This window comes from Candidatus Nitrospira bockiana, assembly GCF_965152565.1.
Window position 1 is genome coordinate 987,635 of the sequence record NZ_OZ224215.1, and the last position, 20,716, is coordinate 1,008,350.

Annotated in this window: 20 protein-coding genes; 10 read left to right on the forward strand and 10 right to left on the reverse strand. The window is 65.3% G+C overall.

What is annotated here, in order from left to right:
* The first annotated feature begins 55 nt into the window (after positions 1–55).
* From gltB to ACWHYV_RS05000, 4 genes are all read left to right on the forward strand, one after another.
* Positions 56–4,600 carry a glutamate synthase large subunit gene (gene gltB / locus ACWHYV_RS04985; protein WP_447979555.1) on the forward strand — a complete coding sequence of 1,515 codons (4,545 nt, stop codon included), beginning with the start codon at positions 56–58 and terminating at the stop codon, positions 4,598–4,600.
* A complete protein-coding gene (locus ACWHYV_RS04990) occupies positions 4,593–6,023 on the forward strand; it encodes a glutamate synthase subunit beta (RefSeq protein ID WP_447979556.1) in 1,431 nt (476 codons plus the stop codon). The genes gltB and ACWHYV_RS04990 overlap by 8 nt, the downstream gene beginning before the upstream one ends.
* Before the next feature lie 57 nt (positions 6,024–6,080).
* On the forward strand, positions 6,081–7,187 hold the full coding sequence (locus tag ACWHYV_RS04995) for a hypothetical protein (RefSeq protein ID WP_447979557.1): 1,107 nt from the start codon (positions 6,081–6,083) through the stop codon (positions 7,185–7,187).
* A 196-nt stretch (positions 7,188–7,383) separates the two neighbouring features.
* Positions 7,384–7,947, forward strand: coding sequence for a redoxin domain-containing protein (locus ACWHYV_RS05000; RefSeq protein WP_447979558.1), 564 nt, complete (start codon positions 7,384–7,386; stop codon positions 7,945–7,947).
* A gap of 87 nt (positions 7,948–8,034) precedes the next feature.
* On the opposite strand, the gene ACWHYV_RS05005 is transcribed toward ACWHYV_RS05000, so the two are convergent.
* Positions 8,035–9,288, reverse strand: coding sequence for a PD-(D/E)XK nuclease domain-containing protein (locus ACWHYV_RS05005; RefSeq protein WP_447979559.1), 1,254 nt, complete (start codon positions 9,286–9,288; stop codon positions 8,035–8,037).
* Positions 9,289–9,447: 159 nt separating this feature from the next.
* Entirely contained in the window at positions 9,448–10,200 is a 753-nt protein-coding gene (locus tag ACWHYV_RS05010) for a hypothetical protein (RefSeq protein WP_447979560.1), read from the reverse strand.
* Between the two features lie 106 nt (positions 10,201–10,306).
* On the opposite strand from ACWHYV_RS05010, the gene ACWHYV_RS05015 reads away from it, so the two are divergent.
* The 3 genes from ACWHYV_RS05015 to ACWHYV_RS05025 all read left to right on the forward strand — a co-directional run bounded on the left by ACWHYV_RS05015 (position 10,307) and on the right by ACWHYV_RS05025 (position 12,292).
* Positions 10,307–10,957: a hypothetical protein gene (locus ACWHYV_RS05015; RefSeq protein ID WP_447979561.1), complete on the forward strand. Its 651-nt coding sequence runs from the start codon at positions 10,307–10,309 to the stop codon at positions 10,955–10,957.
* Between the two features lie 67 nt (positions 10,958–11,024).
* Positions 11,025–11,663 carry an MBL fold metallo-hydrolase gene (locus ACWHYV_RS05020; protein ID WP_447979562.1) on the forward strand — a complete coding sequence of 213 codons (639 nt, stop codon included), beginning with the start codon at positions 11,025–11,027 and terminating at the stop codon, positions 11,661–11,663.
* A gap of 131 nt (positions 11,664–11,794) precedes the next feature.
* Complete coding sequence (locus ACWHYV_RS05025) at positions 11,795–12,292, forward strand: bifunctional nuclease family protein (RefSeq protein WP_447979563.1); 498 nt, start codon at positions 11,795–11,797, stop codon at positions 12,290–12,292.
* A gap of 80 nt (positions 12,293–12,372) precedes the next feature.
* Here ACWHYV_RS05025 and ACWHYV_RS05030 read toward each other — a convergent pair whose 3' ends face one another.
* Complete coding sequence (locus tag ACWHYV_RS05030) at positions 12,373–12,681, reverse strand: hypothetical protein (RefSeq protein ID WP_447979564.1); 309 nt, start codon at positions 12,679–12,681, stop codon at positions 12,373–12,375.
* A gap of 19 nt (positions 12,682–12,700) precedes the next feature.
* Here ACWHYV_RS05030 and ACWHYV_RS05035 point away from each other — a divergent pair, with 19 nt between their 5' ends.
* Positions 12,701–14,245: an aKG-HExxH-type peptide beta-hydroxylase gene (locus ACWHYV_RS05035; protein ID WP_447979565.1), complete on the forward strand. Its 1,545-nt coding sequence runs from the start codon at positions 12,701–12,703 to the stop codon at positions 14,243–14,245.
* 359 nt (positions 14,246–14,604) lie between these two features.
* On the opposite strand, the gene ACWHYV_RS05040 is transcribed toward ACWHYV_RS05035, so the two are convergent.
* The 7 genes from ACWHYV_RS05040 to ACWHYV_RS05070 form a co-directional block, all read right to left on the reverse strand.
* Complete coding sequence (locus ACWHYV_RS05040; RefSeq protein WP_447979566.1) at positions 14,605–15,225, reverse strand: mechanosensitive ion channel family protein; 621 nt, start codon at positions 15,223–15,225, stop codon at positions 14,605–14,607.
* A gap of 12 nt (positions 15,226–15,237) precedes the next feature.
* The gene (locus tag ACWHYV_RS05045) at positions 15,238–15,831 is read right to left on the reverse strand and encodes a DUF883 family protein (RefSeq protein ID WP_447979567.1); all 594 of its coding nucleotides are present in this window, start codon (positions 15,829–15,831) and stop codon (positions 15,238–15,240) included.
* A complete protein-coding gene (locus ACWHYV_RS05050) occupies positions 15,795–16,208 on the reverse strand; it encodes a phage holin family protein (protein ID WP_447979568.1) in 414 nt (137 codons plus the stop codon). Before ACWHYV_RS05050 ends, ACWHYV_RS05045 begins: the two co-directional genes overlap by 37 nt.
* On the reverse strand, positions 16,205–16,546 hold the full coding sequence (locus ACWHYV_RS05055; RefSeq protein ID WP_447979569.1) for a hypothetical protein: 342 nt from the start codon (positions 16,544–16,546) through the stop codon (positions 16,205–16,207). The genes ACWHYV_RS05050 and ACWHYV_RS05055 overlap by 4 nt, the downstream gene beginning before the upstream one ends.
* Before the next feature lie 21 nt (positions 16,547–16,567).
* Positions 16,568–16,801: a hypothetical protein gene (locus ACWHYV_RS05060; protein ID WP_447979570.1), complete on the reverse strand. Its 234-nt coding sequence runs from the start codon at positions 16,799–16,801 to the stop codon at positions 16,568–16,570.
* A 185-nt stretch (positions 16,802–16,986) separates the two neighbouring features.
* Complete coding sequence (locus tag ACWHYV_RS05065; protein ID WP_447979571.1) at positions 16,987–17,679, reverse strand: hemerythrin domain-containing protein; 693 nt, start codon at positions 17,677–17,679, stop codon at positions 16,987–16,989.
* 264 nt (positions 17,680–17,943) lie between these two features.
* Positions 17,944–18,273, reverse strand: coding sequence for a hypothetical protein (locus ACWHYV_RS05070; protein WP_447979572.1), 330 nt, complete (start codon positions 18,271–18,273; stop codon positions 17,944–17,946).
* Positions 18,274–18,656: 383 nt separating this feature from the next.
* Between ACWHYV_RS05070 and ACWHYV_RS05075 the strand changes: the two genes are divergently transcribed.
* The gene (locus tag ACWHYV_RS05075; RefSeq protein ID WP_447979573.1) at positions 18,657–18,917 is read left to right on the forward strand and encodes a hypothetical protein; all 261 of its coding nucleotides are present in this window, start codon (positions 18,657–18,659) and stop codon (positions 18,915–18,917) included.
* Between the two features lie 174 nt (positions 18,918–19,091).
* A complete protein-coding gene (locus ACWHYV_RS05080) occupies positions 19,092–20,651 on the forward strand; it encodes a DUF748 domain-containing protein (RefSeq protein ID WP_447979574.1) in 1,560 nt (519 codons plus the stop codon).
* Positions 20,652–20,716 lie beyond the last annotated feature (65 nt).

Genomic DNA, 20,716 nt, shown 5'->3' on the forward strand with positions numbered 1-20,716 from the left:
CCTCTCCGCATTCGGTTCAGCCGAGCTTCGATCCACGCCAGCGACAGGATTGGACATGACGTACCCCGGGTTTCCTGAGAAGCAAGGACTCTACGACCCTCGATTCGAAAAGGACGGCTGCGGCATCGGCTTCGTTGCCGACATCAAGGGCCGCATCTCGCATACCATCATCGAGCAGGGCCTGGAGGTCCTGAAGAACCTCGCGCATCGGGGGGCGCAAGGGTGTGACCCCCGGACCGGCGACGGCGCCGGTATCCTCTTCCAAATCCCCCATGACTTCATGTCGGCGGCGGCCCAGGACACGGGGATCGCGCTTCCGGCCAAGGGGGCCTACGGGGTCGGCATGGTGTTCCTGCCCCGGGCCGACGAGGCGCGTGCCCAGTGCGAGGCCTTGTTCGAACGGGTCGTCCGCGAGGAGGGCCAGCGCGTCTTGGGCTGGCGTACCGTCCCCGTGGACAGCGAGGCGATCGGCGAGCTTGGCAGGCGGACGGAGCCGGTCATTCGCCAGATCTTCATCGGACGGGAGCGGCTCGACGAGGCGCAGTTCGAGCGCAAGCTCTACGTGATTCGGAAACGGGTGGAACGAGCGGTCCGGGACAGCACGATTCAGGGACGCGACTACTTCTACATTCCCAGCCTGTCCGCCAAGACGATCGTCTACAAGGGCCTGTTGCTTCCGCACCAGATGGCCGCCTACTATCGCGACTTGGCCGACCCGAGCCTGGCCAGCGCGCTGGCCTTGGTCCATTCCCGTTTCAGCACGAACACCTTTCCGACGTGGCCCCTGGCCCATCCGTACCGGTACATCTGCCACAACGGCGAAATCAACACCCTGAAGGGCAACGTCAACTGGATGCGTGCGCGGCAGGGGCGGCTGAAGTCCGATCTGTTCGGCCACGATCTGGAGAAACTCTTTCCGATCGTCTACGAGCATCAGAGCGATTCGGCCTGCCTGGACAACGCGCTCGAGTTCCTGGTCATGGGCGGGCGGTCGCTGCCGCATGCGATGATGATGCTGATCCCCGAGCCCTGGGTCGGCAACCCTCAGATGGATCTCGATCGGCGAGGCTTCTACGAATACCACGCCGCGATGATGGAGCCGTGGGACGGACCGGCCGCCGTGTGCTTCACCGACGGGACGATGATCGGGGCGACGCTCGACCGGAACGGCCTGCGGCCCTGCCGCTACCAGGTGACGAGCGATGACCTCGTCGTGCTGGCGTCGGAGGCCGGCGTGCTCCCGACCGACGTCAAGAAGATCCGGCAGAAGGGACGGCTGCAGCCGGGCCGCATGTTCCTGGTCGACACCGGCCAGGGCCGGATCATCGACGACGAAGAGATCAAAGCCGATATCGTGGGCCGGAAGCCGTATCGGGCATGGGTCACCCAGTACAAGATCTCGCTCGACGAGCTGCCGGAGCCGCTGAACGTCCAGCAGCCCGACCACCCGACGATCCGCCAGCGCCAGCAGGCCTTCGGCTATACCGTCGAGGAGCTCAAGATGGTGATCACCCCGATGGTCGTGACCGGGGAAGAGCCGGTCTCGTCCATGGGGACGGACACGCCGTTGGCGGTGCTCTCCGAGCGCCCGCAGCTGCTCTTCAAGTACTTCAAGCAGCTCTTCGCCCAGGTGACGAATCCGCCGATCGATCCGATCCGCGAAGAGCTCGTCATGTCGCTCGTCACCAATATCGGCCCGAAGCCCAACGTGATGGAGGAGGCGCCGGAGTCGGCGCGTCGCATCCGGGTCAAGCAACCGATCCTGACGAACGCAGACCTCGAGAAGATCCGGGAAATCGCCGATCCGCATTTCAAGAGCAAGACTCTTCGCATGCTCTTCAGGGTGGCCGACGGACCGGACGGGCTCGAGGCCGCCGTCAACGAGCTGTGCCGGCAGGCCTCGCAGGCCATCCGCGAGGGCTACAAGTTCCTGATCTTGAGCGATCGTGGGGTGAACGAGGAATGGGCGCCGATCCCGAGCCTGCTCGGGATCTCGGCCGTCCACCACCATCTCGTCCGGGAATGCACGCGGACCGAGGTGGGGCTCATCGTCGAGACGGGCGAACCGCGCGACGTGCACCATTTCGCGTGCCTGATCGGATACGGCGCCGGGACCGTCAATCCCTACCTCGTCTTCGAGACCCTCGTCGACATGGAGCGCGACGGCTACCTGCCGGAAGGCGTCGATGCGGCGACCGCCGAAGTGAAGTTCATCAAGGCGATCAACAAGGGGCTGCTCAAGATCTTCTCGAAGATGGGCATCTCGACCGTCCAGTCCTATTGCGGCGCGCAGATCTTCGAGGCCATCGGGCTCAACCGGCCGCTGATCGATACCTACTTCACCGGGACGCCGTCGCGGATCGAGGGCATCGGGATCCGCGAGATCGGCGAGGAGACCTTGCGGCGGCATGCCTTGGCATACGAACCCGCGCCCATCCGGCAGCTCGACTTCGGCGGCGAGGTCCACTATCGGGTGCAGGGCGAGCACCACAATTGGAATCCGGAGACCATTTACAAGCTGCAGCACGCGACGCGGACCAACGATCCCAAGACGTTCAAGGAGTTCTCGGCCTTGGTGAACGACGAGAGCCGGCGCCGCTCCAACTTGCGCGGGCTGTTGGAGTTCCACCTGGCCGAAGCGCCGATCCCCCTCGAGGAGGTCGAGCCGGCCAAGGAAATCGTCAAGCGGTTCACCACCGGAGCGATGTCGTTCGGGGCGATCAGCAAGGAAGCGCACGAGACGCTGGCGATCGCAATGAACCGGATCGGCGCCAAGAGCAATACGGGTGAAGGCGGGGAAGATCCCGAGCGGTTCGTGCCGCTGCCCAACGGGGACTCCAAGAACTCCTATATCAAGCAGGTGGCCTCGGCGCGGTTCGGCGTGACCGCGCACTATCTCGTCAACGCCAAGGAGCTCCAGATCAAGATGGCGCAGGGGGCCAAACCCGGCGAAGGCGGCCAGCTCCCGGGCCACAAGGTCGACGAGGTGATCGCGCGGCTCCGCTACGCGACCCCGGGCGTCCAATTGATCTCGCCGCCGCCGCACCACGACATCTACTCGATCGAAGACCTGAAGCAGCTCATCTTCGACCTCAAGAACGCCAACCCGGACGCCGACGTGTCGGTCAAGCTGGTCTCCGAGGTCGGGGTGGGAACGGTCGCGGCCGGCGTGGCCAAAGCGCATGCGGACAAGGTCCTGATCAGCGGCGACTCCGGCGGAACGGGCGCCTCCCCGCTCTCCTCCATCAAATATGCCGGGATCCCCTGGGAGCTCGGCCTGGCGGAGACGCACCAAACGCTCGTGCTCAACGATCTGCGCGGACGGATCAAGGTCGAGACCGACGGTCAGTTGAAGACCGGGAGAGACGTCGTCGTCGCGGCCCTGCTCGGCGCCGAGGAGTTCGGCTTCTCGACGGCCCCGCTGATCGTCGAGGGCTGCATCATGATGCGCAAATGTCACCTCAATACCTGCCCGGTGGGCGTGGCGACTCAAGACCCGGTCCTGCGCAAGAAATTCACCGGCCAGCCGGAGCACGTCGTCAACTACTTCTTCTTCGTCGCCGAGGAAGTGCGCGAGCTGATGGCGAAGCTCGGCTTCCGGACCATGGATGAGATGATCGGCCGCGTGGACAAGCTCAAAGTTCAAAAGGCCGTGGAGCACTGGAAGGCCAAGGGCCTGGATCTGACCCCGTTGCTGCACGTGCCGCCGGTCGGCTCCTCGGTCGCCACCCATTGCGTGCAGAAGCAGGACCACGGACTGTCCGACGTCCTCGACCTTCGGCTGATCGAGCTGTGCCGGCCGGCCATCGAGCGCGGCGAGAAGGTGTCCCTGGAGCTGCCGATCAGGAACACCGACCGGACGGTCGGCACCATGCTGTCGAGCCGGATCGCGAAACAGTATGGGCCGGACGGGCTGCCCGAGGACACGATCACGATCACGTTCACCGGCTCCGCGGGGCAATCGTTCGGCGCGTTCCTGTCCAAGGGGATGACGCTGGTGCTCGAGGGGGAGTCGAACGATTACCTCGGCAAGGGACTGTCCGGCGGGAAGATCATCGTGGTGCCGCCGAAGGAGGCGGTGTTCAACCCCGAGGAGACGATCCTGATCGGCAACACCTCGCTCTACGGGGCGACGTCCGGGGAATGCTACTTCTACGGCACCGCCGGCGAGCGGTTCGCCGTCCGCAACAGCGGCGTGCGGGCCGTCATCGAAGGCACCGGCGATCACGGATGCGAGTACATGACCGGCGGGGTCGTCGTCGTCTTGGGACGGACCGGGCGAAACTTCGCGGCGGGGATGTCGGGCGGGATCGCCTACATCCTGAACGAGGACGGCAAATTCGAGCAGCGCTGCAACATGGGGATGGTCGAGTTGGAAAAGGTGTACACGGCGGAGGACCAGCAGACGCTGCGGGCCATGATCGAGGCGCACCTGCGGTACACGGGCAGCCGGAAGGCCAAGGCTGTGCTGGACCACTGGACGGCCATGTTGCCTCGATTCGTCAAGATCATGCCGATCGACTACAAGCGGGTCCTGGCGGAGCGGAAGGCGGCGGCGCTCAAGGAGCAAGCGCACAAGGACATGGTGGCCCATGGCTGACCCCAAAGGGTTCCTGAAATATCCTCGCGAGGGACCCAAGCGCCGTCCCGTCGAGCTGCGGGTGCTCGATTGGAAGGAGTTCTACGAGCCGTTCCCCGAGGACAAGCTGAAGACCCAGGGGGCGCGCTGCATGGACTGCGGCGTGCCGTTCTGCCAGAGCGCGACCGGCTGTCCGGTGGTCAATCTCATTCCCGAATGGAACGATCTCGTCCATCGCGGGCGCTGGCAGGATGCGCTCAAGGCGCTGCACAGCACGAACAATTTTCCGGAATTCACCGGGCGGCTCTGTCCGGCGCCATGCGAATCCGCGTGCGTGCTGGGCATCAACAGCGATCCCGTTTCGATCCGGGTCATCGAGTGGAACATCATCGACCGCGGCTTCGACGAAGGCTGGGTCCAGCCGGTGCTCCCGGTCCAGCGGACGGGGAAGACGGTCGTGGTGGTCGGGTCGGGCCCCGCCGGGCTGGCCTGCGCGCAGCAGCTCGCACGGGCGGGGCATACGGTGACGGTCTACGAGAAGGCCGATCGGATCGGCGGCCTGCTGCGGTACGGCATCCCGGATTTCAAGATGGAGAAATGGGTCCTGGACCGACGCTTGGACCAGATGCGTGCCGAGGGCGTCGAGTTCAAGACCGGCGTCCACATCGGGGTGGACATCGATGCGACGACGCTCCGCCGGCAGTACGACGTCGTCTGTCTTGCGATGGGCGCCGAGCAGGCCAGGGAGCTCAACGTGCCGGGGCGCGAGCTCAAGGGCGTGCATCTCGCGATGGAGTACCTGACCCAGCAGAACAAGCGGAATGCGGGAGACACGATCACGGATGAACCGATTACGGCGAAAGGCAAGCGGGTCGTGATCATCGGCGGCGGCGACACCGGATCCGACTGCCTGGGCACGGCGCATCGTCAAGGCTGCAGCGAAGTCCACCAATTCGAGCTCCTCCCCGAGCCGCCTCCCGAGCGGGCTCCGTCGACCCCTTGGCCGCTGTGGCCCATGCAACTGCGCACCTCGCATGCCCATGAGGAAGGCTGTGATCGTCAATGGAGCGTCTCGACCACGGCCTTCAGCGGCCGCAACGGACACGTCACCAAACTCCATGCCCAACGCGTCACCTTCAAAGACGGCAAGTTCGTCCCGATCCCGAACAGCGAGTTCGAGCTGGATGTCGATCTCGTCCTGCTCGCGATGGGGTTCACGGGGCCGGTCAAGAACGGTCTCTTGGACAGGCTGGGCGTGGCTTACGATGCGCGCGGCAACGTGGCCGTCGACGAGCACTTCATGACCAGCGTGGAGGGCGTCTTCGCCGGCGGGGACGTCAAACGCGGGGCGTCGTTGATCGTCTGGGCGATCGCCGAAGGGCGAAAGATGGCCGCAGGTGTGGACCGTTACCTGCGGAGTCGCTTCGCTCGAGTCGGCGTCTGAGCGGAGGGCGTTCCAACGCCCACCGAGTCCGTTCGGTTGGCTGACTGACTGCCGGCTATGGCGGTTCGCCTGCTGCTCCTCTTCGTTCTCCTGGTCGCGCTTCCCTTGCTGGGTCTCGCCGCCGCCGGGAGACCGATTGCTCCCTATCTCGACTTCCCCCCGCTGACGCGCGACGTCGAGCATCCCGGCTTCTCATGGCCGGTGTTTCTTGGTCTGGCCGTCTTTCTGCTGGCGACGATCGGGCCGCTCGCCGCGCAGCTGTTCAAGGCCGGACGTGCCGGCACCGCGCGTCTCGACACTGCACGCCCGTTCCCCTGGTGGGGATGGCTCGGCCTGCTGTGGCTGGCCGCCGCCTGGCTCCTGGCCTGGACTCGCGTGCCCTGGTTCACGGAGCTGCAGCCATTCACCTTCACGCCGCTGTGGCTCGGGTATATCGTCCTCATCAATGCGCTGACGTTCCGCCGGGTCGGCTCGTGCCTGCTGACCGATCGGCCCGGCTCTCTGCTTCGGCTGTTCCCGGTCAGCGCCTTGTTTTGGTGGTTCTTTGAATATCTGAATCGTTTTGCCCAGAACTGGTACTACGTGGGGGTGGAGACCTTCACGGCCGGCGAATACGTGTTCCATGCAACGATCGCCTTTTCCACCGTTCTTCCCGCCGTGCTGAGCACCGACGAGTGGCTCCGCACCTTCCCGAGCCTCAAGGCCGCCTGCGTGGACCTCCCGGGGGTCCGGGTGCCGTCGCCGCGTGCGCTCGGATTCACCGTCCTGCTGCTTTCCGGCGCCGGCCTGATGGGGCTGGGGATCTGGCCGCAGTACCTCTTTCCACTCCTGTGGGTCTCGCCCTTGCTCGTCATCACCGGGGCCCAAGCGGTCGCCGGCCGGCCGACGATCTTTTCCCCGCTCCGACGCGGCGACTGGAGTGCGGTCCTGATTCCCGCGCTGGCCGGGCTGCAATGCGGGTTCTTCTGGGAGCTCTGGAATTCCCAGAGCCTCGCGCATTGGGAGTACCGGGTGCCCTTCGTGTATGGATTCCTCGTCTTCGAAATGCCCTTGCTCGGCTACGCGGGGTACCTCCCGTTCGGGCTGGAGTGCAAGGTCATCGCGGACCTCGTTGAGGCTCCTCAGGAGAAGACCATCGGAGCTGAAGGGACAGGTTGTCCCTGAGCGTCGGCACTGTGGTCCCGAGACCTCCTCCGAGCAGCTCGCCATCGCTCTGCGCCGTAGACCATCCTCGTCGGATTCCCCAGACGGACCCGACAACGAGCAACTCAAGCGGGCAGACCCCGCGTCCGGTGCCGGGCCTGCTCCTTGCTTAGCTTCTTCTTCTGACTGGGCCAACGCCAGAGGAAAGGAGCACACGATGATCCAGATCGGCAGGCACGTGAGCGGAGGCAAGTATCAGGCGTATCACCGTGATCAGATCAGGGAGATCGATCTGACCGGGTATCGAGGCACATGGGTCGTCCTCATCTTTTACCCGGGCGACTTCACCTTCATCTGTCCCACCGAGCTTGCGGAAGCGGGGCGGCTCTATCCGGAATTTCAGAAGCTGGGGGCGGAAGTGTTTGGAGTCAGCACCGACTCGGTCTACGTCCACAAGGCCTGGCACGACGCGTCACCGGCGGTGAAGACGGTGGATTTCCCGCTGATCGCGGACCCGACAGGACGGCTGTCACGGGAATTCGGGACGTATCTGGAGGAAGAAGGCGTCTCCTTACGCGGCAGCTTCATCATCGACCCCGACGGGGTGCTGAAGGCCGGTGAGGTCCACGACAACAGCATTGGACGGAGCGCGCAGGAATTGTTGCGGAAGCTGCAAGCCGCCGTGCAGGTGCGGGACGGCGGCGGAGAAGTATGCCCGGCGAGTTGGCGGCCTGGCGCCAAGACGCTGAAGCCGGGGCTCGACTTGGTGGGAAAGATCTAGAGCTCAGAAGCTGGAGTCATTGGTCAGTGAGCAAGTGAGTCATTGTTCAAGAATGACCAGTTACTCAGTTTCTCAATCACTCCTATTTCATTTGGGTGAGATCAGGACTTCGAGGTGGCGGTCGTTGAAGCTCAGCGTCAATTCTGCTTCCAGCACCTTGGGGTTCCCGATGCGACCCTCCGGATCGTAAATGAAGCAGAAGAGGGTCTTGCAGTCCGGATGGTCCTTGTATCGCTCGAAGTCGACGCTGACCTGCTGTGTCAACGCCTTGGCGCTGAGGCCGGGCCTGGTCTTCTTCGCCAGGACGACGATCCCATCGTCCTTGAGGCACAGGTCGGCGCGGCTCGATCCCTCGGCATAAGGCGGCGACCATTCTTCCACCTGAATCTCGTCCACCTCCACGCTCAACAGCGCGTGCAGGACGTCGGTGACGTCGCGCTCGTCTTCGACGTCGAGGGTCGGCCGTTCGTCCCGTCGTTGGCGAAGTCGGCGGGCGATTCGGTGGAACCGCTCGCAGATCTTCCGCAGCAGCGCGAGCGTGTCGGCAGGCCGGGCCGTCTCGGACTCCTGCGTCGGCCGGGTCCTGTTCGGGAGGCGGGAGCGTTCGGGTGGTTCGCCCTGGGGGGACTGAACCGGGCTCATGGCATCGACGAGATGTGGCGACATGCCGGTCTCCGATGGTTGAGGGTGAGGGGCAATCGACGCGGGAGGCGGCGCCGCCGGAGCGGGCGATACCGAGATGGTGCTGTCGTTCACGAGGATTGGGACCTCGGCCGAGAGCTTGAGCCGCATCGGTCCCGTCGCCGCCGGCGGTACCGGCGGCGGTGTCGGATCCATTGGGGCCGGCGGGCGGGCCGTCTCGGCCTGGGCCGAAACCGCTGGAACCGGCATGGGTGCGGGTATGGGCTCGGCCGGCGGGGTCGGCGGTGTGCTCGGGACCGGCGGCGCGGTGGGCTCGGCTTCGGTGGCGGGGAGGGCGGTTGCCCGGGGAACGGCGCGCAGCCCGAGGACTTCCAGGCGCTTCTCTTCCAAGCTTACGATCAGATGCTGGAGGAGCGAAATCGTTTCATTGATGCCATTCTTCGCGTTGACTTTGATTTTCAGGTGCTGATGCTCCAGGAACTGCGGGGATTCCTCTCCGAAGATCTCGCGGATCGTGTCGCGGAGCTGGTACTCGGCGGTGACCTTCAGCGCATCCCGGTACGGCAAGCCGTCCTTCTTCAGCTCCTCGACTTGATGGATACGCGCCCGTAATTTGGCGATGGCCTGGCTGATTTCATCGGCCGACGAAAACACCTTCTCTTTCGACACGTGCGGCTCCGCTGCCTTGTTTTTCGCCATCCGCTGCTCCTAACGTCAGGTACACAAACGAATTTTCGAAGTAAGTATAGCCGAAGCGCGTGATTTCGCCGTCCGAAGGGCTCGCAGACCAGGCGGTTGCCTTCTTGGAAAAAACAGCGCAGTTGCAAGACGTTAGGCGGCGGGTGGCCCGAGCAAGGCTCAGGCCTTCGTGGTGGGGAGCGACCTTCCGATTTCCGTGATCAGCCGGCGCTCGATCTCCGCCGTCTCGTCCCGTCCGGCCGGGAGGATCTTGTTGCCTTGCGTGATGCGCTCGAATTCCGCCTTCACGGTCACGCGGGTGCGGTTCGGCGCGAGCGCCTGCAAGGACACGAGGTATTCATTGCGGAAACCGGGCACTTCGAGCGAGGCCGGCGGGGAGACCTTGCGCTCGGTCACGACCGCAGCCTTCTGGTCGGTTCTCACGCTCACCCGTTGGGAGTAGCCGTGCTTGGCCAAGGCGTCGTCGACGGCCTTGGCGACGATCGGCAACGGCTGCGCCATCTCATCCGTCACACCGCCTTTGTCCTCGATACGGACCGCCTGCGCGAGTTGGGCGGCTTTCTCCGCCACGCGTTGCGCCTCGGCGGCGAGCTTTCGCGTCTTGCCTTCCTGCGTGTCGAGTTGCGCCGTCAGCGTCGTCCGCTCCGCCATCACCCGCTCGACCTGCTCCTTCGCTTCGCGCAGCTCCCGGTTCAGCAGGTCGATTTGCTGCTGCATCACCTTGTTGCCTTGCTCCAACGACAGGATCACGGATTCCTGTTTCTCGAGCTGCTTCCTGAGTCCCTCGTTTTCGATCTTCAAGGGCGATTCGTCGGGCTGGCACGCGGATGCCACGGCCATGAGCGCAAAGAGGAGGACGCCCGTGATGAATCGGAGAGGGGAGAAGACGGGGTGTAGACAGATCCTCGGCATCGATGTCGGGTGGCCCGTCGTTGGGCGCCCGGATTCTAGGGCCAAACGCGGCCGAAAGCAAATCGATTTGGTTGACCGAGTCGGGCCCGGGCGTTATGCTCGGGCCGTGGGCGCGCCATCTACGATCGCTCGTCGGTTCCTGCTCCTGTCGATCCTCGGCGCCCTCTCCTGCGTGCCTCTCGCTCGGGCCGGTCCATCCGGCGACACCGAGAGGGCTCGTCCCGTTGCGCTCGAGGCCTATGCGGTGTACGACCGGGTGGTCCAAGCCAAATTTCTCACCTCCGAGACCTCGCTGGTGCTGATCCGGCGTCTGACCGCCACTCAGGTCGGGCCGAGCGACGTCCCCTTCGCCCGTTCGTTCTTCGAGGAGAACCGGTTCTTCGACGGTCGCTTGCCCGGCCCGCTCCTCGGCGATTTTCTCGAGCAGTCCCGCCGCCCCGCGGCGCTGGAGCCCCGGTTCCAGTTCGGCGTCCGCTACCGCTTGGTGTCGTCGTTCGATCAGGGCGGACCGGAGGAAGCCCGCGGGAAGGCTCTGGTCCCGGCTCGTCTCGGCCACGCGTTCGGGCCGACGCTCATGCTCGAGTTCTCGCCGGTCGCGTTCTCGCCCCGGCGGGATCAGGCCCTCGTCTATGCCGGCCAGTACCGTGCGGACGGGACAGGCGCGGGGTTGCTCGTTTGGCTCGTCCGGGACACACAGAAGTGGGAGATCGCGGACACCGAGGTGGTCTGGACCGTCCGTGAGGACGGCCGGCCGTGAGGCTTGCACGAGGCCCGGGCGGGGCTATAGCATGACGACAAGGCCCGACGACAAGGATGGTCCCCCGATGGCTCCTCTGATGCGGAGAACGTTTCCGGTCCCCCCGCTCGGATGCAACTGCTCAATCCTCGGCGACCCGGTGACCAAACAGGCGATCGTCGTGGATCCCGGCGGCGCGCCGGACATGATTCTCAAGCACGTGGAGGAGATGGGGCTGCGCGTCGTCTCCATCCTGCACACGCACGCACATTTCGATCACTTCCTGGCGTCCGGCGCGATGAAGCAGGCGACCGGGGCCGTCCTGTGCCTCCATCCGGCGGACCGGCCGCTCTGGGATCTGCTGGAAGTCCAGTGCCGGATGTTCGGCGTCCCCTACACCCCGGCGCCGGCGCCGGAGTATTGGCTGGCCGACGAGGAAAAGATCGTGGTCGGCGGGCTTCAGGGACAGGCGCTCCACACGCCGGGACACACCCCCGGCTCCATGTCGTTTTGGTTCGGCGACGAGAATCTGCTGCTCGCCGGTGACACGCTCTTTCGCGGCGGCATCGGCCGAACCGACCTGTGGGGAGGGGACTTCGCGGCGATCGAACGGTCGATTCGAGAGCGTCTGTACACCTTGGACGAGACGACGCGGGTGATTACCGGGCACGGGCCCGAGACGCAGATTGGGTTCGAGCGGGCATACAACCCGTTCGTGCGAGGCTAAGCGCCGTCCGAGCCGTCCTGGCGGCCAGGAGGTGCGGGCGGAGGCGAGGTCGCGGGAGGGTGGCATGACTGGGACAGACTCCTAACGGCTTTGGCGCGCGGCTCAGATTCGGCGCGCCGGAGGAGGGCATCATGCGCAGACTCCGACAGCTTGTCATCGGGATCGGTATCGCGAGTCTCTGTCTGACGGTCGGTGAAGCGCCTGGGCAAAGCGAAGGGCTTCAGGTCCAGGTTCGAGACGTCGAAGTCCGATTGTCGGACCACGGCCCCGTCGTCCTGCTGAAGGCGGAGAACAAGGTCATCCCCATCTTCGTCGATGCGACCGTGGCGGGCTCTATTCAGGCGGCCTTGACCGGCCAGAAGCTGAGCCGTCCGCTGTCACATGACCTGATGCGGACGATCCTCGATTCGTTCGGCGGCAAGGTCACGCAAGTCATCATCACGTTGAAGGAAGGTATCTTCCGGGGAGCCTTGACCGTGGTGATGAACGACAAGACGCGCGTCTTCGACAGCCGCTCCTCGGACGCCATTGCGCTCGCCGTGCACTTCAAGGCGCCGATCGTCATCGGCCGGGACCTTCTCGATTCCGCCGGCAAGGTGATGCAGGATTCGAAGACGCTGACCCTGTGAGGAGGTTATTTGTTACTCGTTATTGGTTATTCGTTCCATTGAGAATCCGAATAACGAATCACGATTCACCAGGAACGAAATCACCGAGCGCCCATCCGTTCGCGAAGCAACCGCAGGCGCTTCTCGCCCGAGGCTTTGATGAAGGCGAAGTTTTGGCTCAGATGTTGCTCGGCGGTGATCGTGCCGGCTTCGCGCCGTTTCAACTGCCGCAACCCGAACTCGGCCATCTCTGCTTCCGCCTCCCGATTGATTTGCTTCCAGAGCCGCTCGCACCGTGAACGGTCCGCCGCCGGATAGTCGTCGCAGGGCTTGTCGGCGATCCCGTTGGAAGGGAGCGCCAACGCCGCGACCACGCCAAGCAGAACGAAGCAGCCGGAATCCTTCCGCACAGTTCCCCCGCGCGGCCCGATGGTAGCACACTTCCCCTTGTTTGCCCCGTCCTTTCTCGCCTCGCTGCTCGAGGAGCTGCGGACGTCCATGTGGGGCCTGCTCGCCGACCTGTGCGACGAGCTCGAGGGGCCGTATCGCGAGGCGGCGGCACGCTTCCGCGTGCCGGCCGGCCTCCTCCGTTCCGTGGGAAGCGCACTCCGCCATGAGGACTACTCTCACTGGAGGGTGGTGGGCTGGATCGAGGAGCTGAACGATCTCGTCTATTTCGTCGATGCCCTGGCGCAATTGGCCGCCGAGCCGGATCGCCGAGGGTTCGCCGAGGCGTTTCTCGGGGCCTGCCAGGAGCAGTTCTACGAGCACGCGTACGTCGACGAGCTCTTTCCGCTGGGGCGGCCGGATGCGTCGGGCCTCCTTGCCCGATTGCGCGGCTTGTGCGCCCGCTTGGCCGGTCGCGTCGTCCAGGAGACGGTCCTGCTGTGTCCGGCGGCGGCCTGCAAGTGGGTGGGACAATCAGGCCGACGCACGATCGCGATTCCGTGGGCGGGCGGGCCCGATTTCGAGCTCGCCTGGCCCGCTGGGGGCCTCGCCCTTGGCGTGGACGGAAGCGTACTCATACCTCCAGCGTCTGTACGGCGACGACTGGCCCATGATGCGAGCGGCCGGCTCCTGATCACCGCGCGGGCTCTGTGCCTCTGTGCGGAGTCGGAGCGGTGGACGGCGCCGGCGCCCGGCGAACCGATCCCCAGGCGGTGGCGGATGCATCATGACACGGACATCCGGGCCGGCACCGGGGCGCGCCTCAGTCTCGGCCCGACGCTCGTCTATGACGCGCACCGGGTACCGGCTCGCGTCGTGTCGTCCTCTCCTGCGCTGATTCCCCGGTTCGAAGCTGCGCTGTCGGTGATCCGATCGGCATGGCCGGCTGGAGCGGACAACCTGCTCGCCCTGACCTCTCGCATCGTTCCGCTCAAGGCGCGCGGGGTGGTCAGCTTCAGCTACCGCCACCGGCCCGGGCTGTCGTTCATCAACTGCTTCGATCGTGATTTCTTGGATCTGATCGACGATCTGGTACACGAGAACAGCCATCATCATCTCAACCTGTTCCTGCGGAAGGCGGTGCTGACCCAGGGGGACGGAAATCAGGAGATCTTCTATTCTCCGTGGCGGCGCAGTCTACGCCCGTTGCGCGGCATCTTGCACGCGACCTTTACGTTCACCATGGGAGCGATCCTCTTCGAGCGGCTTTCGTCACGCGCCCCTCGGCCGGCACACGCGCTGACGGAAGCCGAGGTGCTGCGGGCACGGGCGCGGTGCTTCGAAGAGATCGCGTCGGTGCGGTATGCTCTGGACGACCTCGATCGAGCGGCCAAGCGGAGATGGCTCACCGCCGCCGGCATCGGCCTCGTGGAGGAGCTGAAGCGGGAGGTCCGGCGAACCGCCAGGCGCATCGCGCCATATAAGACGCAGGTGTACCGCTCCCGCTACGGTAGAGAGCTGCGGCGGCATCAGGACGAGCTGGCCCGCGCGGCTGAGCTGTATCGGCAACCTCCCAAAATAAAATAAAGAGAAGTGGTGGCGGGCGGGATGGCGAGCGTCTCTCCGCTCGCAGCCCCAGAGCGCCGGCGGCTCGCCGGACCTCCGCTTGGCGGATCAACTTGCGGCGTCCGAGGCTGCGCCTGACCGCCGCTTCGAACAGTATCCGCCACCGCCTGCCGCTGCCGCTCCGGGTCTCAGTCACGTGAGGCCGTCGACGCTCTGATTCCGCTTCGAGACGCTCCCCATCCCGCCCGCTGATTGATTCTGGAAGGTTAGCAAAGGCGGCGGGTGGGACGGGGAGGTCTCTCCGCTCGCAGCCCCCGGCGCGCTGGGCTTCGAAGCGGAGAGAAGCTCCCTACCCCGCGGGCCTCCCCTCAAAAGAGCCGTTATCTTCGCTCGTAGCCTGAAGCCTTGGCGATGCGCGTCGGGTCTGGGACCGCCCGCTCTGTCGGGAGCCGGCGTTTGCTCTCGGTGACGACGATGCTGTTCGTAAACAGGACCGAGTTCGGAATCAACAATCGCTGATCGTCCCGCTCCAGCGTGGTATAGCGCAAGTCGATCTCCGTCACGATCCCCTCCTGACCCCCGACCGTGATGTAGTCGTTCACCGTGAACGGCCGGTACAAGAGGATCAGCACGCCCGCGATAGAGTTCGACACCACGTCCTTCAACGCGAAGCCGAGGGCAAAGCCCGTCAGCCCCAACCCCGCCACCAGTGCCGACACATTGATGCCCATCGTCCCCAGCGCGGTGACGGTGCCGAAGATGAGGACGGCGATGGACGCCGTCCGCCCGGCGAGCTTGAGCACCAGGGCGGTATTGAAATCGGCTGGCCGGCTGAGACGCAGAAAGAGTTGTCGGACGGCGAGGCTGGCGAGCCAGAACAACACAAACAGCAGCACCCCCATCCCGACCTGGGGAGCCAGGACGGTGGCCTGCCGGAGGAGCTCATTGATCAGGCGCTCCATCACGAATGGCGGCAGAAGCGACGGCGAGCGGCGGAGCACCCGCCGCGGGCCTCAGGCGTTCGGAGATCGATCGCCGTTTCCGCGGTGGGAGCGGCCGGTGGTCCCACCACCCGGGGTCAACCCGAGACTGTGTCCGATGGCCGGGAGCGCTTGCTGGAAGAATTCGTGGATGAAGGCACGGCCGGCTTCGACCAACGCCTGCTTGGCGTGGTCGATCTCGGCCGACAACTCGCGGCTGATACCCTCCCACACGTTCGAAACCGGTGAAGGGCCTCCTTGGGACATGACCGGGGCCCCTTCGGTCCGATCCGGCGGGTAGTAGGGGTACACGCCCGGTTCGCGGGCCTGAGAGACCGCCCGCGCCTCGAGGAGTCCCAGGACGTACCCGGCCACGATCGCGCCACCCACCATCATCCAGGGATGCTGCTGCACCTGGTAACTGGGATCGAAGCGCTGCTTGGTTTTGTCCAGCAGGTCGTCGGCGGCGTCTTTGACCCGATCGATCACTTCTTCGACGCTGAGCTTCGCGCCTTCGACGGTGTCCTGGACCCGCCGTTCCAACAGCTCGAGCTTTTCGCCGATCGCGTTCCGGGTCTCCATCACGGCTCTCACATCCTGGGCGATGTCACCTCTTCTTTGATCCATGAGACATTCTCCTTCATCGTTTGCATGGTCCGCACCGGCACCACGTGGATGTCTTCCGCGCGGCTCTTGGCGCGGACGATGAGCACGACTCCGAGCCCGGCCGAGAGGCCGCCGACGAGGCCGTAGCAGGCCCAGAGCGGCAGGCCGGTGACGGCCAGCAGATGGACGAGCATCACGATCAAGAGGAGGCCGCCGATCGCAGCCATGGCGAGGCCGACGGCCAGGGACACCGCCGCGGTCCTGGCCTTCCCGAGCTCCTCCCGCACCTCATCTTTGGCCAGTTGCAGCTCCTGCATCAGCAGCATCTTGAAGTCGTGCAGGAGGCCGGTGACCAACTGCGACACACTCGGCTGTGCGCGTTCAGTGGAATTGATCATGACGACCTCGTTCGCAGGCGTGACAGCGCATAGCCGACCCCGAGTCCGATCAGCAGCGCTTGCACGGGATATCGGCGGATCATCGCTTCCACCTCGGCGATGAGGCCCGACAGTCCCTCCTCCTGCAGATAGTATCCTGCGCGTTGGACGCGGTCGCTCACGGCGCCGGCGACCTCGCCCATCCGGCCCTCCTGCGGCAGCCGCTCGCGCAGCGTTTCGGCCGTGGCCTCCAAGCGCTCCCCGACGGCCGCCGCCGCGTCATCGGCTTTGGCGGTCACCCCGCCTGTCGGCCCAGCGAGTCCCGGCATCCCCTCGATCCGTCGCCCCTGCTGTTCCATGGTGCTTCCTCCATATGGTCCTCAGCGCTCGGCGGCACGACCGCACGCGTTGGGCTCCGCCGCGTGGGCCCCGACGGACAAGAGCTCGAGTGGGAACAAGCGCGCGGCGTCCCTCTTTGGCGCCTGGCTCACCTCCTGGGAAGCCAGCAGCGCCACGATCCCGGCCAGCACGATCAGGGCGGCCAGGCGCGCCGCCACGGTAGGTCTGGCGACACGCAGCCACAAGAGCTTCCATCCTCGGCGTCGCACGTCCATCGTCCTCACGTCCTCATTGCGCCGTCCTCATTGCGCCCATGTTCGCTCCGACCGAGGTCCGCATCGGTGATGCCCGGCGGGCCGTTCCCGGCTGGGATCCAGGCCCACCTCTCTGTCTCCCCGGGTCACGTGAGGTCGTACCGCGTCCCTCGCCGGGCTGAATGGCGATCACCCTGATCAGCGCCTCAGTGGGCGGCCCCGGTCGTGAAGTTCTCGATCAGCTCCTGTTTGCGCTTCTGCATGTCCGCGCCCAGTTCCTCGAGTCGCTCGCCCAGCGCCTCTTCCGCCATGGGGAGCATCTCTCCCTCCTCCTCTCCCACGTGATGCTCAACGTCCTGCATCATGTCGTGGAAGCGCCCTTCGAAGGCCTCGTCGTCGGGATCCATCTCCCGCAACTCCCGTATGGCGGCCTTGACGGCCTTGTGTTCCTCCAGCGCTTCGGCCACCAGATCGCGCCCCTCCTTCTGAGTCTTTTCACGAAAGGCCGGGTAGAAGATCTCCTCCTCGATCGCCGCATGCACCTCCAGCTCGCGCATGATCTTCTCGGCGATGTTCTGTTTGTCTTGACCGCCGGCCGTCTCATAGTCCTCGTAGAGGCTGTGCACCCGCGCATGGTCGGCCTTCAACAATTCGACCGCGTGATCCTTGCCGACTCGGGCCGTCTGGTCTCCGTTCTCCGAGGCCGGCAGACCGGTCGCCTGCTCGGCCACCTCCTTCTGAGGCATCGGCTCTTGAGCCGCCGCCTCTTGTTTCTTGGCCGCCCGTTTCACGCGGGACTGCTGGCCGCCCTTGCGACCGATCGCGGCCATGTGCGCACGGTTCTTACTGACTGTCTGACCGCCCTTGCGGCCCGCTCGTTGTTTCTTGGGGTCCGGCATAGCTCCTCCTCAATCACCAGGGTGATAGTCAAAGGACGTCGCCGACTCTCTCCCTGCAAGCCCTGGGCCTTTGAGCGCTTGACCGGCCAGCCGGTGGCCGGCCCGGCCCGGAGCCCGGGCGGCCGGAGAGTCCTCACGACGGCGCGGACTTACGAGCGCGAACTGCCTGACGCAGGATCATCGGTCGCCTGAAAAGAGCGCCCGGCAGGCGGGCGATGTTTTCGAGCTCGAACAGCTTGTCCGGTGGTGGAACAGCCCGTCCGATCACCGAGGTCCGCTGCCCGGCCCCATCTTGCCGGAGCCGGTTCCGGAGCTCGTTCCCGTCCCCGCTCCCGCATGTTGCGAGGCCAGGCAGTCTTGTTCCGCCGCCGCTTCGGACCGCTTGTCGGCCGTCCCCGCTTTGATCGACTCGCAGTCGTCGGGCCGCGTGATCTTGCCCTGACCGGCGGCCTTGCTCTCGGACTGCCGGGAGTGCTTGGCATCCTGAGGAGCCGACTGTCGCGACTCGTCGGACCAGACCGGCGCGGCCAGCAGCATCGGAAGGGCACAGGTCGCCGTCATCATCATGAGTGTCAGTGTGCGCGTCGTTCTCATGCTCCGCCTCCTTTGGTTGATCCTGCATCGTAGGGCACCAGGGCGTCGCGGCCCATCGGCCCGGCCGACGTGATGGTGTCGAATTTCGCCGCACGACGTCGACGGTCCACTACGTACGAGACTGTGATGGCTTGTCGGACGGAGTGTCCGCAGGGGGACAATCTGTCGGATCGATGATTGAAAAAGTTCAGTCCGCGCCCGTTGAGCCGCCGCGCGTACGCGGGCGTCCCCGCCCGCCCGCGAGCAAGCGCTTCTGTTGATCTGTGGCGGCGTTGGCGCTCTCCGGGCGTGTGCGGTCCGAGCGTCACACCCACGACGGCCCGACGATTGCTAACGACTCGCCACGTGTTGGGGAACGGTTCGAGGACCACAGGAGGTGTGAGATGCCGGGACAGATCGACGCAGCAGCGAGACAGCCGGGAGATGTCACGGGCGTGAGTGCCTTGGATCAAGGGCGTTGCCTTCGGTGCGGCGGCTTCATGGTCGCCGAACGCTACATCGACCTTCTCGATGATACCGGTCAGTTGGAGTTCACGGCTCATCGGTGCGTCCAGTGCGGGGAAGTGGTGGACGCGACGATTCTCAACAACCGTGTGGCGAGCCTGGCCAGGCAGCAGACACCTCGGCTGGCCAAGGTCGCCTGATCCGGTTCTGTGCGGCGCCGTTGCGCCGCGTCGGCTTCATCCCGTCGCATCCGCGCACGACGGAGTTCGGACGCGCGAAGGGTCAGCGCCCGGCATGGGGAGGAAGGTGGCTTCCTCCCCGGCGCTGGCATGACGGCGGCAGGCGGGCCGCCTGCACGGCCGTCACTGCGAGTCATGCGAAGAGCGCTGTGGTGGATCGGAGGTCTCGTCGCCGGCCTCATCATTGTGGTCGCGCTGGCATTCGCCGTCGCCGATGAGCCGCTTCGCGCCTATCTCGAACGCCAGCTCAACCATCGCGTCCAGGGCTATAGCTTTCGGATCGGAAAATTGGATCTCCGGCCGCTCGATCTCGGCATAGAGCTCGAGGACCTGGCGCTCGTGCAGGACCGGCACCCCGACCCTCCGGTCGCGCACATTGCCAAATGGAGCGCCGGCCTTTATTGGCGACAACTCCTGACCGGCCAGCTCGTGAGCGACCATCGCATCGAACGCCCCGTCCTTCACCTGACCCGTCCCCAAACCAAAGCCGAGCTCGAGGATGAGGCTCCCGCGGAGCAGAAGGGGTGGCAGGAGGCCGTGCTCGCCGTGTACCCGATCCAGATCAACAAGCTGACGATCAGCGACGGGGAGTTCTTCTACCGGGATCATCCCGACGTCCAGCCGCTGCGCGCGACTCAGGTGAACCTCGAGGCGACGAACATCCGCAACGTCCGATCACCGACGGGCGAGTATCCCTCGGAGCTGCACGTGGACGGCCTCCTCTTCGACGAGGGGCGTGTGCGGGTCGACGGTCGGGCCGACTTTCTCGCCCAGCCCCACCCGGCGGTCGCGCTCGACGTCTCGCTCGAACGCGTGCCGCTGAAGGATTTGGTGGCGCTGCTGGGTCGCTACCACCTCCAGCTCCGGGACGGCACCGCGACGATCGCCGGCCGCGTGGACTATGCGCCATCGAAGACTGCCGTCGAGTTGACGCAGGCCCATCTGACCGGCGTCAGACTCGACTACGTCTACAGCGCCGACGGCCGGAACCAGCAACAGCGGCGAGCCGGAAAAGCGGCTGCACGCGCGCAGCAATCGGCCAATCGTCCCGATCTGCTGCTCAAGATCCACCAGGCGACGATCGAGAACAGTGAGTTCGGGTTCGTGAACACTGCGACCAGCCCGGAGTATCGTGTGTTCCTGAACGGCACGGACGTCTACCTCGAGAACGTCAGCAACCATCTCTCGGAAGGTCCGGCCGTCATCCGGTTGCGCGGGATGCTCATGGGCAACGGGCCGACGACCGCGCGGGCGACTCTCAGGCCGGAGGTGCGCTCCCCGGATTTCGATCTGTTCATCCAAATTACGAACACCCGGATGGAATCGCTCAACAAGCTCTTTCGGGCCTACGGGCAATTCGACGTCGCCGACGGCGCCTTTTCCTTCTTCAGCGAATTGAAGGTCAAAGACGGCCGGGTGGACGGCTACCTCAAACCTTTGTTCAAAGACGTCGACGTGTACGACCCCCAGCAGGATCGCGACAAGGGCCTGATCCGGAAAGCCTACGAAGGCGTCGTCGGAGGCCTCGCCAACCTGCTCTCCAACGAGCCTCGGGACGAGGTGGCGACGAAGGCCGAGGTCTCCGGGCCCGTCCAGGACCCTCGAGCCAGTACGTGGGAAGTACTCGTCAACCTGCTCCGGAACGCCTTCTTCCGAGCGATCCTTCCCGGTCTCGAGCGGGCGGCGCCGGGGTGAGGCCGTGGACCCCGCTTGCGTCACCACGAAGGCACGACGGTTGCGAAAGGGACTGTTGCGAAAGG

Coding starts and splice junctions, on each gene's coding strand:
- ACWHYV_RS05055 (WP_447979569.1), bottom strand. CDS start 16,546: ATGGAACAGCAGGGGCGACGGATCGAGGGGATGCCGGGACTCGCTGGG.
- ACWHYV_RS05065 (WP_447979571.1), bottom strand. CDS start 17,679: ATGCCGGACCCCAAGAAACAACGAGCGGGCCGCAAGGGCGGTCAGACA.
- ACWHYV_RS05000 (WP_447979558.1), top strand. CDS start 7,384: ATGATCCAGATCGGCAGGCACGTGAGCGGAGGCAAGTATCAGGCGTAT.
- ACWHYV_RS05045 (WP_447979567.1), bottom strand. CDS start 15,831: ATGGATCAAAGAAGAGGTGACATCGCCCAGGATGTGAGAGCCGTGATG.
- ACWHYV_RS05005 (WP_447979559.1), bottom strand. CDS start 9,288: ATGGCGAAAAACAAGGCAGCGGAGCCGCACGTGTCGAAAGAGAAGGTG.
- ACWHYV_RS05070 (WP_447979572.1), bottom strand. CDS start 18,273: ATGAGAACGACGCGCACACTGACACTCATGATGATGACGGCGACCTGT.
- ACWHYV_RS05010 (WP_447979560.1), bottom strand. CDS start 10,200: ATGCCGAGGATCTGTCTACACCCCGTCTTCTCCCCTCTCCGATTCATC.
- gltB (WP_447979555.1), top strand. CDS start 56: ATGACGTACCCCGGGTTTCCTGAGAAGCAAGGACTCTACGACCCTCGA.
- ACWHYV_RS05060 (WP_447979570.1), bottom strand. CDS start 16,801: ATGGACGTGCGACGCCGAGGATGGAAGCTCTTGTGGCTGCGTGTCGCC.
- ACWHYV_RS04990 (WP_447979556.1), top strand. CDS start 4,593: ATGGCTGACCCCAAAGGGTTCCTGAAATATCCTCGCGAGGGACCCAAG.
- ACWHYV_RS05080 (WP_447979574.1), top strand. CDS start 19,092: ATGCGAAGAGCGCTGTGGTGGATCGGAGGTCTCGTCGCCGGCCTCATC.
- ACWHYV_RS05020 (WP_447979562.1), top strand. CDS start 11,025: ATGGCTCCTCTGATGCGGAGAACGTTTCCGGTCCCCCCGCTCGGATGC.
- ACWHYV_RS05050 (WP_447979568.1), bottom strand. CDS start 16,208: ATGATCAATTCCACTGAACGCGCACAGCCGAGTGTGTCGCAGTTGGTC.
- ACWHYV_RS05025 (WP_447979563.1), top strand. CDS start 11,795: ATGCGCAGACTCCGACAGCTTGTCATCGGGATCGGTATCGCGAGTCTC.
- ACWHYV_RS05035 (WP_447979565.1), top strand. CDS start 12,701: ATGGTAGCACACTTCCCCTTGTTTGCCCCGTCCTTTCTCGCCTCGCTG.
- ACWHYV_RS04995 (WP_447979557.1), top strand. CDS start 6,081: ATGGCGGTTCGCCTGCTGCTCCTCTTCGTTCTCCTGGTCGCGCTTCCC.
- ACWHYV_RS05075 (WP_447979573.1), top strand. CDS start 18,657: ATGCCGGGACAGATCGACGCAGCAGCGAGACAGCCGGGAGATGTCACG.